The organism is Staphylococcus sp. HMSC035D11 (assembly GCF_001836075.1).
Taxonomy (GTDB): Bacteria; Bacillota; Bacilli; order Staphylococcales; family Staphylococcaceae; genus Staphylococcus; species Staphylococcus hominis.
In genome coordinates, this window is record NZ_KV827231.1 from 105,214 (window position 1) to 120,156 (window position 14,943).

The following is a 14,943-nucleotide window of genomic DNA, read 5'->3' on the forward strand; positions in this document are numbered from 1 at the left end:
AATAGTGTTCTCATCATTTAAAATAATCTATTTTTTTCTATTTTTCAGTTTACTCGCCTGCATGCGGTGAAGTAATTTACTAAATTGTTGAATATTCCCTTTTTTTTGGGAATAAGATTCTAACGATTGTTCAAAAAAATGCTTATAGTTACTATTTGTTAAACGATCGTCAAAGGAAACAATGAGCCCCTTGTCATCTTCGTTACGAATCAATCTACCTAGACCTTGTCTAAAACGCGTTACAGCATCAGGTAAGACATAATCTTTAAATGTAGATTCAAATTCTGAATCCATTAACCAATGCTTTGTATTATATTTATTCATGAATGGTAATTTAGCAATCATCACACATTTAATACCATTAGATTGATAGTCAAATCCTTCAAAGAATGTTGATGTACCTAACAAAATAGCTTTATCAAAATGATTAAATTGTTGAACAATTTTATAGTTTTGATTTTGTTGTTGGGTCAAAATAACATAATCGTCAAATATCGGTAATTCATTTAATAGCTCTTGTACCATATGCATCATTCGATAACTTGTGAAAAGTACGAGACATTTAGATTGTGTTACAGTGACGTACTCTTGAATATAGTCTACAATAGATGCTACATAATCTTCTGTATTTTTAAAATCATAAGAAACAACATCGCTTGGAATGTAAATATTTGTTGATTTATGATTTTGAAGTGATGACTGTACTTCATAAGTATTAAATTCTACATCTTCTTTAAACCAGTTTTTAAATGCTTCAAACGAATGGTTGAATGTAAGTGTGCCTGAAATAAATGTTAATGATTTAAATTTCTCGAGCACTTGCTTTGTTAAAATATCACGGACTTCATAATCTTTTACAATTAGACGTATGGTCGATTTTTGATTCAAATTTTTGATAGATATGAAGGCAGTATGATTTTGTTTTAAACTTAGTTCTATATATCTGTAATTATCGTTAATGTAAAGTAATTGCTTACGTATAGATTTGATTGTTTTATGGTTAATACCATTAAAAAATTCTAAAGTTTTGTTGATTTTGTCTACAATTGCATGCAAATCTTTTAGAATACGTGTAGCATCAAAGTCGAATACATAATGATATCGATGTACATCATCATCATGTACGTCTGAGTGTTGAACAATATCAAAAATATGATTAAATAGGGTTTCATTTAGTTCGTGTAAATCAGAAATATTAGATTTTAGACCAAACACGTCAATAGGTGGAATATCTAATCGTTCTAAAATACGTTGTTGCTCTAAATGATCTACTAATTTAAGAAGCTTTTCATTTTCATTTTTCCCTATTAAACCTAACTGATATTTGATATCAGAATAGTTTAATTCATTGGTCACTTGATTAAGAGCATAATCAGGTAAACGATGTGCTTCATCAATGATACAATCATCAAATAACTGATAGATTGAATTCTCTTGATCTGAATGAATAAGATGCGCATGATTAGTAATACCAATTTGAATATTTTGAGCATTACGTTTTATATAATTATAGTAATGAATATCGTGCCTTACTGGAACATAAGTTTCTAATTTTTGGTCAAAATACATTTTCTGACCACCTTTTAAATTTAACTCTTGTATGTCTCCAGTATTTGTTTCTAATATCCATATAAGTAATTGCATTTTTAAAATATTCACTTCATAGTTAGCTGTATCATCTTTTAAAATTTGACTTATCAATCCTAGTGAAATATAGTCTGTTTTACTTTTGATAAGTGCAGCATTAATTTTGAAATCTAGCGCGCGATTAATACTAGGAATATCTTTTTGAAGTAATTGATGTTGAAGTAATTTCGTGTTTGTTGAAATCATTACATGTTTGCCTGTTTCAATGTTATACATCAATGCAGCTAATAAGTATGCTAGTGATTTACCACTTCCTAAAGGTGCTTCAATAAGTGCCTTATCATTATGCATTAACTGCTCTAAAATAATTTCTGACAAATAGAGTTGTTGTGGGCGATAAGTAAGTTCAAGTGCTGTTGTAACTTCTAGATATAAATCTTTTAATGAACCTTTAAATTCAATTTGTGGTACTTTTAAGTCTTGTTGTTTTTTATAGATAATCTGTTCAAATTGAGCATACTGATAATCTATATCATGATTATGATGTTGTCTGACCATTTCAAATAAAATGTTAAATAAATCATATTTTAAATGCTTACTTAAATAATATAATTGCTTTAAGGTATCTATAGGTAATGACTCAAACTTTTTAAAAGCTTTAATCATTAAATAGGCCGTTGTTGTTGCATCCTCATCTGCTCGATGTGCATTTGTCAGAGGTATATTATGAGCATTTGCTAATTCACTTAATTGGTAACTTTTTTCAGTAGGAAATGCAATTTTAAATAATTCCAGGGTATCAAGCACCTTTTTAGGTTTAAAATGAATATTACTTTTTTCAAATGCCTTTTTAATGAAATTTAAATCAAAGTCAACATTGTGGGCTACAAATATACAATCTTTGAGTTGTTCGTATATGTCATCAGCAATTTCATAAAAATACGGTGCTTGTTCTAGCATAGTTTCTTCGATAGAAGTCAAAGCTTGGATAAATGGTGGGATTTCCAAATCAGTACGAATCATTGAATGATAAGTTCCTGATATTTTATTATCACGTACAAATGTAATACCAATTTGTATAATTTCATCATGTTCAAGTTGGTTTCCGGTTGTTTCTAAATCTACTACCGCAAAACTTGTATATGCCATATCTATCTCTCCTAATTCTATCCGTATGCTTATATATCTATATCTGCGCTTATCAGTCGTCTCATCTGATTATCTTCATCTTTGACAATTAAAAAGCCATCATTATCAATATCAATAGCTTCACCTATAAATTGTTCTCCACTTTCAGTAAATGTTAACTTACGATGCCAAATATTAGATGTACGAATGTATTCATCTCTAATCGTTTCAAATGAAGAATTAAGAAATTGATGGTAACGCTTTTCAATTTCCTCAATTAAACGTTTTAAAAATTGATATCGATTGATTTCTTCTGAATTGTGCAAGCGAATGCTTGTAGCACGATGACGTATAATATCAGAAAAATCTTCTTCTTGATGGTTTAAATTAATACCAATACCACATATTATAGCCTCAACTGCATCAGCATTTGCTACCATTTCTGTTAAAAATCCACATACTTTTTTATCATTAATATAAATATCATTTGGCCATTTAATCTCTACTTTGTCTTTAGAAAATGCTTGGATAGCATCTCTAATTCCTAAAGCTATAAAAAGATTAAATTTTGGAATCATTGCAAATGAGACATTAGGTCTTAAAACAACAGACATCCATAACCCCTTTCCTTTTGAAGAAGACCAATTACGATTGAAACGACCACGACCTTTTGTTTGCTCATCACTTAAAATTAACATGGTGTATTGATTATCAACAAGGCTTTGTTTAGCAATAGTTTGAGTAGATTCAACACTATCATATACTTCAATTTTGGATACTAAATGATTAGACTCTAGTACTTTATTGATAATGCCTCTATACCAACGATTTGGCGATGCATTAAGCTTATGTCCTTTATGATTAATTGAGTCAATATCACATCCATCTGCTTTTAATTGATCAATTACTTTTTTTACAGCAGCTCTCGATATATTAAGCTGATTCGCAATGTATTGACCAGAAATATATTCTGATTGATGATCATATAACATTTTAACGACATCTTGACTATATTTTGACATTTTCATTCACCCATTTCAAAATTTCTTCTTTGTTATTTTTGATTTTATCAGTAACTATCGCACATTCTATTTCTCTCAATACATTTTTTAACCAAGGGCCACCATTTTTATTAAAATGGTCAAGTAAATCTTTTCCATTCACATCCATTTCTTTACGTTCATGTAATTGGAGGTGTTGAACGACTTGTTTAATAGAAAGAGAATTGATAATAAGTTCTGAAGCGGTAGGAATTTGATTATTTTGAAGTACAGAATAAATATTTAAAACCTTTAAGATATAATAGTCACTATAATCATAAACAAATAATTTTAAAGCATCTTTAGAAGTAATTTGAGGTAATGTTTCAATAATATCAATATATGTATGTATATCTGATTTTTCTTTATTACTAATTTTTAATTGCTTTAAAGAAGGAAGCGTATCATTTTTTATAAGTAAAATGGCTAACCATTGTTCAAATTCAAGAGGTTCATTGATGTAAACACATGTCATATCTAATTCATTAAAAAATGGAATATGATTAAAAAGTTTTAAAGATAATAAATTATGATAACTCTGTTTAACATTACTTCCTAAGATTAATTTTTTAAATTCTACAACAATTCGTTCGATTGATAAATATTCAATGTCCGAACAAGTTAATTGCATTGCTTCAAAGGTTTCAGTATGAATATCAAATGTAAGTTGTGACTGAAATCTAAGTCCACGAATAATTCTTAATGCATCTTCTTTAAATCGTTCACTTGGATTCCCTACTGTACGTATTAATTTTGATTGTATATCCTTTTGACCACCAAAGTAATCAAATATTTTATAATTTTTATCCATAGCAATAGCATTGATAGTGAAATCTCTACGTTGTACATCTTCATAGAGATTTCTCACAAAATGAACTTCACTTGGACGACGGTGATCTAAATAATCACCTTCTGATCTAAATGTCGTCACTTCGTAATTTTCATTGTTGAAAACAACATTGATTGTTCCATGCTCTTTTCCAATTGGAATAGTGTGTTCAAATATATCTTCAATTTCATCTGGCATCGCACTTGTAGTGATATCAATATCATGAATTGTACGATGCATAATGTAATCTCTGACTGCCCCGCCTACAAAATAAGCTTCGAAATGATGTGTTTCTATTTGATTAAGAATTGGCAGAGCTTTTTCAAATAATTCATTACCCATATTAATCCTCTTTTTTTAATTCAACATTTTTTTATAGTAATATTCATATTGATCGACGATAAGTTCAGAACTAAATCGTTGTTTAATATCTTTAAGCATATTACTTTGTAACCTTTGATAGAGTTGCTCATCTGTTAATAATTTTAGTGCATAATCACTTGCTTGTTCACTATCTCCTACATCTACAATATAACCTGTTTCACCATGTTTGATGACTTCTTTAATACCTCCAGCATTTGAACCTATAGGTACTACTCCCGTAGTCATTGCCTCTAATAGTGTAAGACCAAAACTTTCTTTTTCACTTAACAGTAAAACTAAATCAGCCATTTGATAAAATTTACTAACTTGAGCTTGTTTACCTAAAAATAATACATCATCTTCGATATGTAATGACCTTGCTATTTTACGCATATCTAAAAGTTCTGGGCCATCACCTAATAAGATCAACTTACTTGGTATATGTTTATGGACTTTAGCGAAAGTTTCTAAAATAGTGTCAATACGTTTGACTTTTCTAAAGTTTGATACATGTATAAGAACTTTTTCCTCAGGCTTTATATCGTAAAGCTCTTTATATTGATTTTCATGTTGTGTAGGAAACTCTTTTTCTCGAACAAAATTATAAATAGGAATAATCTCTTTATCTGTTTCAATAATTGACTGTGTTTGTTTAGCTAATGACTGACTGACACTAGTCACGAGGTCACTTTGTTCAATGCCAAATTTAATAGCACCTTTAAGTGAATGGTCGTAGCCTAACACTGTGATATCAGTACCATGTAATGTTGTCATAATTTTTATATCTTTTCCAGCCATTTGACGTGCTAAAATACCACATACAGCATGTGGTACAGCATAATGCATATGCAAGATATCCAAATCATACTCTTTAATGACTTCAGATATTTTTGTGCTCAATGTAATATCATACGGTGGATATTGAAATACTGCATATTGATTTACTTCGACTTGATGGATAGTAATGTTAGGCAACGGCTTACGAATTCTAAAAGGAATATTTGACGTAATAAAGTGAACTTCATGTCCCCTTTCTGCCATTTTAATACCTAATTCAGTTGCTATGATACCTGAGCCACCCATTGACGGATAACATGTAATACCTATTTTCATAAAATAACCACCTTTCTATCCATTATTTACGTTCAAATCGGTTTTTATCTCTAGTATTAAATTTCTCCATTGTATCATTAAAACTTTCTGTCATATCAATACCAAGGGAATTAGCAATGCAAAGTAAAACAAATAAATTATCTCCTAATTCAGCTTTAACAGAGTTTTCTTCTTCCGTTGGTTTCTTTTGCTTTTCACCGTAATAATGATTGATTTCTCTTGCAAGTTCGCCCACTTCTTCTGTTAGACGGGCTAAATTAGCTAATGGAGAAAAATAACCCGCTTTAAATTGACTAATATAGTCATCTACTTCTTTTTGCATTTGATTTAAAGATTTCATCATCATTCTCCTTTTTTCCGTTTCTTACTAAGTATATCTCAAATTACTTGTTAATGCATTTTATCAATTCTATTCTATGGGGTATAAAAAAGAGCGAAACAGAATTCATTTTTGAATTCATATTTCGCTCGGTATAACTATTTGAAAATCTTAAATGTTATTATACAAGATTTAAACTTAAGTTAGTTTATAAAGGTATTTTAGTTATCATTTGCACGTGCCAGTAAAATAATTCTAACAAGTTCGGCTACAGCTGTAGCTGTTGCTGCTACATAAGTCATAGCTGCTGCTGATAATACCTTTCTCGCATGTTTATATTCTTTTTCATTCACAATATTAAGTGCAGTAATTTGTTTCATAGCTCTTGAGCTTGCATCAAATTCAACTGGTAATGTCACGATTGAGAATAAAACTGCTAATGACATTAACCCAGCACCAATCCATAATGCAGTTGAGCCAAAAGCGCTACCTAATGCTGTTAAAAAGATCCCAGCCATAATAACGATGTAGCTTAATGAACTACCAATATTTGCTAACGGTACTAAAGCAGTTCTAAAACGTAAAAATGCATAACCTTGTTGGTGTTGAATAGCGTGTCCAACTTCGTGTGCCGCAATAGCTGTACCAGCTACTGAAGGACGGTCAAAGTTTGCAGGAGATAAACAAACTACTTTCTTATTTGGATCATAGTGGTCTGTTAAAAAGCCTTCGCCCTTAACTACATCTACATCATAAATTCCATTAGCATGAAGAATTTCTTCTGCTACTTCACGACCAGTTTTACCACTTGTTGATCTTACCTGTGAATATTTTTCATAATTTGATTTTACTTTGTGTTGAGCCCACATTGGAATGAGCATAATAATGACGATATATATAATATAAGACACTATAGACAATCAATTTCACTCTCCTTTAATCATATTCTACTGACTATCGATTTTTTTATCAAATAATTTAACCTTTATTAATTTATTAAAATTATAATAAAGCATAAGTGATATAATACTTAGCCATAGCGCGATAAAAGCAACTAAATGAACGTGTTGCTGTATAAAATCATAATAAGGATATTTCTTTAATATATAATCTACATAATCATTGTTAAATACCCATATCATAGAAATAAACAAACTGAGCATAGAGATTTTGAATCGTGGATAAAAATAGATACTTTCAAGTACCATAATTCCATGACTAATAATTAAAAATACATTCATAATAGTTATATCATCATTATTAATTATCATTATAAAATTCATAATGACAGCCCATAAACCATATTTAAATAAAGTTACAAATGCTAGTCCTTCAATAATACTATTTTGTTTATTTAAAATTATTAAACAAATTGATATACATAAAAATAGCGATGCAATAGGACTATCTGGTACAAAAATTAGATAATGCCATTGTGTCTTAAGTAATTGAACACCATACCATATAAAACCATAAATGGTACCTAAAACATTACATATAAGCAATATTACGAGTATGGAACGTTGATATAATGATAATTCCCATAGTTGTCTTAAAGTAGGCATAAGTTATAATTCCTTTAATTTTGATCTATGAGTGATGAGTTAATACACTCAAAATTTGTGATAATTGATAAAAGCGTTGTTGATCTTTCATTTGTAAACTTACATCGATATGATGTTCTAATTGTTCGATTAATGAATACTTTTTATTTAGATCAAGATTTAAGTGATATATATTATTAAGATATGCAAGATATTGATCAGAATATATTAATTGTTGAATTATGAGCTCATTTAATCGCCAATCTTGCTCATCGTTGTATTCAAAGTGAATGAATATATCAATACAAATATCTTTAGAAGCTATATAATTGAATATTTCATTTGTATTAATTAATGTTTGATCGTCTTTTGTTAATTTAATTGCAGAAAAATTGGAGTGTTTTAGGCCAATTTCAAGGGTTATATGACTTTTAATTTTCTTATTTACAAAATGACTACAATTTAATTTTAGCGGTGAAGCTTTTAAATAATTTAATAGCCACACACTAATTCTGGACTTAAAATGATAATGAAACAAAGCATATTCAATATAGCTTTGTTTCATTTTAACTAATGTGTCATTCAATTTTAACACCCACTCTAGTCATTCAATCTACTCAATTCTTCATTCCAAGTTTCATTAGTTGGATCAATGATTAATAACTCGTTAAGCAATACTTTAGCTTTATCTTTTTGGCCAATTTCAATTAAATAAAAATAATAATCGCTTAAGAATAAACTCTGAGATTTCAATGTCGGATAAGCCAATTCATAGAAATGTTGGGCTTCAGTATCTCTTTCTTCTTCCCCATATGCATGTGCTAAGTGCCACATAAAAACAGGGTCAAGATCTTCTTCATCTACATAAGATAGGAGTGAAATGATGGCTTCATAATCTTCTTCTTGGCGGAATAAATCACTTAAGATAAGTAAAGGTTCATGGTAAGCATTATCTACTTCAAGTGCTTTTTTAAGAAGTTCTACCCCCTCATTCGCATCTCCATGTTCAATTTCTAAACTACCGGTAGAAACCATGAGCTCTTTATAAAATTGATTAAGACGTAACCCTTCTTTACCTGTTTCAATCGCATCTGGATAATTTTTTTCATTTTCATATAAAGATTGTAAATAAAAGTAACCTTGAATAAAGTCTGGATCTTTAGAAAGAAGTGTAGTCATAATTTTTATAGCTTCTTGAGTTAAATCATTTTTTTCATATGCGATAGCTTTTTTGAAAAAGTCATCAGAGATCATTTCATCTTCACTAATCTCATCAAATAACTGTATAGCATCACTATAATTTCCACTTTGTAATGCACAATCAGCCATTCTTGAAAATAAATTAATTCCATTTATTTCATATTCGCCTGTATCTAAAACAACTTCATATTCTCGTGTAGCACGAAGGTATTGTCCATCAAAATAAAGTAATTCTGCTAAAGCAAAATGAATAATTGGGTCATTAGGTTCTAATTCACGCGCTTCAGTTAATTTATCAATAGCAACTTCAGTCATATTGATTTGTTGATATAAGTCGGCTTCTAACATTAATTTTTCAGGTGACAATTCAACTTGATTTAAATATTCTAATGCTTCGTCTGTCTGATTTTCAGACATAAGCCCTTCGATAAAATAAATTAATAGTTCACTTTCATCTGGATACTTATGATATAACGTTCTAAACACTTCAAGACCTTGAGGTGTTAATCCAAAGTTATATAATGTTTCTCCTAAAATAAATAAAGCATCATCATTATTGGAAGTTAATGCTTCATTTACACGTGTATCTAAATGATCTAATTTTTGAAGATTGATATCGTCTATTAATTTATAGATATCTTCCATAATATTTTATCCCTCATTTTCTAAAAGCTTTAATTTCGGCAAGAAACCAGGGAATGATACATTTACTGCATCAAACTGACGTATCGTTAATGGTGAATCACTTAAAATAGATGCGACTGCAAGCATCATGCCAATTCTGTGGTCAGTTAAGCTATCTACTATAGCATTTCTAGTTAATTTAGAGGGATGAATAATTAATCCATCCTCAGTAGCTTGTAATTTAAAACCTAGTAAATTAAGCATATCTGCAGTTGTATCAATACGATTAGTTTCTTTTACCTTTAATTCCTCTGCGTCCTTAATCATACTTGTACCAGAAGCTTGAGTGCATAACAAAGCAATAATTGGCAATTCATCAATTGCTTTAGGAATTAAATCTCCTTCAATTGTGATGGGTTTCAAGTTGTTCGTATACTGAACTCTAATCGACGCAGTTGGTTCTGAAGACTCTGTAACATTAAATAACTCAATGTTACCATTCATTTGTTCAACGATATCTATAATACCTGAACGTGTAGGATTGATGCCAACATTATGAATTGTAATATCACTTCCCGGAGAAATCAAAGCAGCTACAATAAAGAAAGCAGCTGAAGAAATATCTCCTGGTACTACAAAGTCTTTAGGTTGAATATTGCTTATAGCATAAGGAGATGTTGTAATCACTTTTTGATTTACTTGTATTGGAATTTGATAATGTTTAAACATCGTTTCAGTATGATTTCTACTTATGTCTAATTCTGTAATTTGTGATGCATCTTTTGAAAATAGACTTGCAAACAAAATTGCACTTTTAACTTGAGCACTTGCGACTTCCATTTGATAATTGATGCCATTAATGGCTGAAGGCTTAATAATAAGTGGTGTATAGTTATTTTCAATACCGTTAATATTTGCATTCATTAATTTTAAAGGTCTTAAAACACGATTCATAGGTCGTTTTCCTATCGATGCATCTCCAGATAAAACACACTCTATGCCCAATCCACTTAAAAGACCAGCAAGTAAGCGCGTTGTTGTACCAGAATTTCCAGTATATAACGTTTGATGTGGTATATTGAAATGTTGATATCCTGGAGAATTAACAATAAGACGATGTTCTTCAATTTCAATCTCCACACCTAAGAGTTTAAAAATTTCAATCGTACGTAAACAATCTTCACCTAGAAGCGGTTGTTCAATAATTGATTTACCTTTAGCGAGTGACGATAGCATAATTGCTCTATGCGTCATAGATTTATCTCCGGGTACTTCTATCTCACCCTTTAATGGACCATGAATATCTATTATTTGACTTGTTGTCACAGTATTTCACCTACTCTACTAATAATTGTAGTTGTTTAAATGATTGCTTCAATATATTTTTTTCTACATGATATACATTAGGTTTGCCTAATTTCTCGAGTAGAACCATTTGAATACCTTCACCATTATTCTTTTTATCTGATAACATATATTGATACATTTCTTCAAAATCAATCTGCTGGATTAAATCCAGCGGATAATTTAATTGATTCATATAATTAATATAATGTTGAATATCAAATTGTGTGCCAAGAAGATGATTTGCCACAATAAATTGATAAATCATCCCAATCATAATGGCATGACCATGAGGTATTTTATACTTATATTCTACTGCATGTCCAAAGGTATGACCTAAATTTAAATATTTTCTAACATTACTTTCTTTTTCATCTTTTATAATAATGTTTAGTTTTGTTTTTATGCCCTTAAAAATAAATTGATCCATATTTTTAAGTGATTCAAGTGTTTTTCTATCTGAAAAGTGTTTTTCAATATCTTCTGTAGCAACTGTGCCAGTCAATAAAGCATGCTTATACACCTCAGCGTATCCACTTAAAATTTCATGATAAGGTAAAGTTTTTAAAAAATCCAAATCATATATGACTGCTTTAGGTCTATAAAATGCGCCTATAAGATTTTTACCATGGGAAGAATTTATTCCAACCTTACCTCCTACACTTGAGTCATGCGCTAATATTGTTGTAGGTACTTGTATAAAATCAACACCTCGTAATAAAGTAGAAGCTAAGAATCCTGTAAAATCTCCTGTGGCTCCACCACCTATAGCAACTAAACAAGTATTACGAGTAAGATTCATTCCTAGTAGTTGTTCCATGATAGCTTGATAATGATTAAACGTTTTCATTTTTTCGCCGGCAGGAACGATAATTTTTTGAATGTTTGAATTGTGACATATTGTTTCAAATTTATCTCTAAAATTAAAATCAACAAATTCATCTATAATTAAGAATACTTTATCGTAATCTTGAATATATTCGGATAAATATTTAAATGCATGATGTTCTACAATAATTGGATAATTATTACTGTGATATGTGGTTTGTAATTGCATGATATACCTCATTTCTAAAGGTTAATTAAAAAGATGTTTAAAATTCTATATTTAACTTTCTACGTTCTTCAATTTGTTCTTTAAGTTGATCGATATGATTAGATTGGAATTCTTCTAAAAGAGCTTTAGCAACTTCAAAAGCAACGACATGCTCGCAAACAACACTTGCTGCTGGAACTGCACAACTATCTGAACGTTCTATAGTTGCTTTAAAATCTTCTTTAGTATTAATATCTACAGAATTTAAAGGTTTATATAAAGTTGGAATAGGTTTCATAACGCCATTTACAATGATAGGCATACCATTAGTCATTCCACCTTCAAAGCCACCTAAATGATTAGATCCTCTATAATAACCTCTTTCAGAATGATATAAAATTTCATCTTGAATTTCGCTTCCAGGTTTTTCAGCAGCTTTAAACCCTTCACCAAAGCTGACACCTTTGAAGGCATTAATACTTACAACACCTTGCGCAATACGTCCATCGAGTTTACGATCATAATGCACGTAGCTACCTACTGCAACTGGCATATTTTCAACCATAACTTGAACTACGCCACCTATAGAGTCGCCTTCCTTTTTAGCTTCATCAATTTTATCTCTCATTTTTTGAGCAATCGATTCATCAATCACACGTACATCATTTTTATCGATATTTTGTTTAAATGTTTCTGTATCGTATAACCCTTCATCTTTAATTCCACCAATTTCTACAACACGACTATACATATGAATGTCTAGTTGAGAAAGTAAAATTTTGGACACTGCTCCTACAGCTACGCGTGCAGCTGTTTCTCTTGCAGAAGAACGTTCAAGTACATTTCTCAAATCACGATGATTATATTTCATACCGCCAATTAAGTCTGCATGACCAGGTCTTGGCTTTGTAATTGTACGTTTCATATTTTCTCGTGCTTCGTCACTAATTGGTTCAATACCCATAATATTTCTCCAATGAGTAAAATCATCATTTTTAACTACAATTGTAATTGGACTACCTAAAGTAAAGCCATTTCTTACACCAGAAACAATTTCTACTGCATCTTTTTCAATTTGCATTCGACGTCCTCTACCGTAGCCACCTTGACGCTTAAACATTTCTTTATTTATCTCCTCAGCTCTCATTTCTAAGTTAGCTGGAACACCTTCAATAATTACTGTTAGTTGTGGACCATGGGATTCTCCTGAAGTTAAATATCTCATGAATAATAGCTCCTTTCCTTTACCACTTTAAATAGTATTATGTATTATTTGTTATCATATCATATTCAACGAAATTACATAACTAGTGTAGAATAATTGGTGTTTGAAAATTCAAATAATTTCATATAAAAAAGTACCTAAGACAACTGTTGTCTTAGGTACTTTCTAACATGTTGGCAGTCAATGGTTGAATGGAAAATAAATTCCAGTTTATTCTAATTTTAAAAAATTATTCTTCATAAAGCCAATTTTCCCTAATAGCTTCGTAGCTATATATTTCATCATCATTAAACCATAAATTGATTTCTCTTTCAGCAGATTCTACAGAGTCTGATCCGTGAATAATATTTCTCCCTACTGTTAAACCATAATCGCCTCTTATAGTACCGGGATCGGCTTCAGTGGGATTTGTTTTTCCGATAATATGTCTAGATACCGCAACTGCGTCTTCTCCTTCAACAACCATGGCAAACACAGGTCCAGAAGTTAAAAATGAAACAAGTTTATGAAAAAACGGCTTCTCTGTATGTTCAGCATAATGTACGTTAACAGTATCTTTAGTTGGAATTATAAATTTACCGCCAACTATTTTTAAACCTTTTCTTTCAATTCTAGAAATAATTTCTCCTATTAAATTACGTTGTACTGCATCTGGCTTAATCATTAAAAAAGTGCGTTCCATTATACAAATCCCCCTAATTAAAAAAATTGATTTAATATGTATAAATACATTTAATAGAAAACAACCTACTACTACTAAATACTAACAGGTTGTTAAAGCGCTTTCAACTTTTTTCTATTTTTAAGTATTTCTAGATCGCATTCTTTTAATAAGCTTTCTAAATAAATTTTGAGCATTTGGTTCCTCTAATTGATCAATTAAGTCGAGTGCTTTATTTAAATAGTGATCGCTCACTTCTTGAGATTGTGTGATACTATTTGAATTCTTGATTTGATCAATAAGTGGGCCAAATTGATTTTTATTTGTCAGGTGTGATAACTCAGCAATTTGTTTTTTGAAAACTGGGTCTTTTTTCATCTCTAATAAAACTGGTAATGTAATATGGCCATTCATTAGATCACTACCCACAGGTTTACCTAATTTTTTCTCAGTACTTGTAAAATCTAAAATATCATCTACAATTTGAAAACTCATTCCAATATAATGACCAATCATTTTTAATTTTCGAATCGTCTCATTATCAGCTTGTGATGTTATTGCACCAACTTCCGTTGAAAGTTGAATAAGCAACGCCGTTTTTCTATTAATACGTCTCAAATAGTTCGTAATATTTTGATGACTATTAAATTGGTCTTGGAATTGGAAGAGCTCGCCTCTACAAACATCAACAATTGCGTTAGAAATAATAGTATGAACACGATGATCTTCAATTTTAGAAAGTTGTTTTAAACCTAAAGCTAGTAAGAAATTGCCAGTTAGGATAGCGGTAGTAACATCCCATTTTTTTTCAATCGTCAATTTACCACGACGTTTGTCACTTTTATCAATCACATCATCGTGCACAAGTGTTGCCATATGAATTAATTCTAAAGCTACTGCAACATGATACGTATCTTCAGTAATTTTTTT

General features: G+C 30.3%; 14 protein-coding genes. All 14 read right to left on the minus strand.

Going from position 1 to position 14,943, the window contains the following annotated elements; genetic code table 11:
- Window positions 1-27: 27 nt before the first annotated feature.
- Window positions 28-2,736 (minus strand): helicase C-terminal domain-containing protein, encoded by a 2,709-nt coding sequence (locus tag HMPREF2647_RS03850; protein WP_070436444.1) that lies wholly within the window; start codon window positions 2,734-2,736, stop codon window positions 28-30.
- Between the two features lie 29 nt (window positions 2,737-2,765).
- Window positions 2,766-3,737 (minus strand): biotin--[acetyl-CoA-carboxylase] ligase, encoded by a 972-nt coding sequence (locus HMPREF2647_RS03855; RefSeq protein WP_017176304.1) that lies wholly within the window; start codon window positions 3,735-3,737, stop codon window positions 2,766-2,768.
- Window positions 3,724-4,926, minus strand: a complete 1,203-nt coding sequence (locus tag HMPREF2647_RS03860) for a CCA tRNA nucleotidyltransferase (protein WP_017176303.1) — start codon at window positions 4,924-4,926, stop codon at window positions 3,724-3,726. Before HMPREF2647_RS03860 ends, HMPREF2647_RS03855 begins: the two co-directional genes overlap by 14 nt.
- 15 nt (window positions 4,927-4,941) lie before the next feature.
- Window positions 4,942-6,060 carry an N-acetyl-alpha-D-glucosaminyl L-malate synthase BshA gene (gene bshA, locus HMPREF2647_RS03865; protein WP_017176302.1) on the minus strand — a complete coding sequence of 373 codons (1,119 nt, stop codon included), beginning with the start codon at window positions 6,058-6,060 and terminating at the stop codon, window positions 4,942-4,944.
- A gap of 22 nt (window positions 6,061-6,082) precedes the next feature.
- Window positions 6,083-6,400 (minus strand): nucleotide pyrophosphohydrolase, encoded by a 318-nt coding sequence (locus HMPREF2647_RS03870; RefSeq protein ID WP_017176301.1) that lies wholly within the window; start codon window positions 6,398-6,400, stop codon window positions 6,083-6,085.
- Between the two features lie 200 nt (window positions 6,401-6,600).
- A complete protein-coding gene (locus HMPREF2647_RS03875) occupies window positions 6,601-7,299 on the minus strand; it encodes a zinc metallopeptidase (protein WP_017176300.1) in 699 nt (232 codons plus the stop codon).
- A 27-nt stretch (window positions 7,300-7,326) separates the two neighbouring features.
- A complete protein-coding gene (locus HMPREF2647_RS03880; RefSeq protein ID WP_048680954.1) occupies window positions 7,327-7,944 on the minus strand; it encodes a DUF1405 domain-containing protein in 618 nt (205 codons plus the stop codon).
- A 25-nt stretch (window positions 7,945-7,969) separates the two neighbouring features.
- A complete protein-coding gene (locus tag HMPREF2647_RS03885; protein WP_017176298.1) occupies window positions 7,970-8,509 on the minus strand; it encodes a YpiB family protein in 540 nt (179 codons plus the stop codon).
- 14 nt (window positions 8,510-8,523) lie between these two features.
- The gene (locus HMPREF2647_RS03890) at window positions 8,524-9,768 is read right to left on the minus strand and encodes a tetratricopeptide repeat protein (RefSeq protein WP_017176297.1); all 1,245 of its coding nucleotides are present in this window, start codon (window positions 9,766-9,768) and stop codon (window positions 8,524-8,526) included.
- Window positions 9,769-9,774: 6 nt separating this feature from the next.
- Window positions 9,775-11,073, minus strand: coding sequence for a 3-phosphoshikimate 1-carboxyvinyltransferase (gene aroA, locus HMPREF2647_RS03895; RefSeq protein WP_017176296.1), 1,299 nt, complete (start codon window positions 11,071-11,073; stop codon window positions 9,775-9,777).
- A gap of 10 nt (window positions 11,074-11,083) precedes the next feature.
- The gene (gene aroB, locus HMPREF2647_RS03900; RefSeq protein WP_070859549.1) at window positions 11,084-12,148 is read right to left on the minus strand and encodes a 3-dehydroquinate synthase; all 1,065 of its coding nucleotides are present in this window, start codon (window positions 12,146-12,148) and stop codon (window positions 11,084-11,086) included.
- 37 nt (window positions 12,149-12,185) lie between these two features.
- Window positions 12,186-13,352: a chorismate synthase gene (gene aroC, locus HMPREF2647_RS03905; protein ID WP_017176294.1), complete on the minus strand. Its 1,167-nt coding sequence runs from the start codon at window positions 13,350-13,352 to the stop codon at window positions 12,186-12,188.
- A 229-nt stretch (window positions 13,353-13,581) separates the two neighbouring features.
- Window positions 13,582-14,034 carry a nucleoside-diphosphate kinase gene (gene ndk / locus HMPREF2647_RS03910; RefSeq protein WP_017176293.1) on the minus strand — a complete coding sequence of 151 codons (453 nt, stop codon included), beginning with the start codon at window positions 14,032-14,034 and terminating at the stop codon, window positions 13,582-13,584.
- Window positions 14,035-14,154: 120 nt separating this feature from the next.
- Window positions 14,155-14,943 (minus strand): polyprenyl synthetase family protein (locus HMPREF2647_RS03915; protein ID WP_070859551.1); only part of this gene is annotated, 789 nt, incomplete at its 5' end.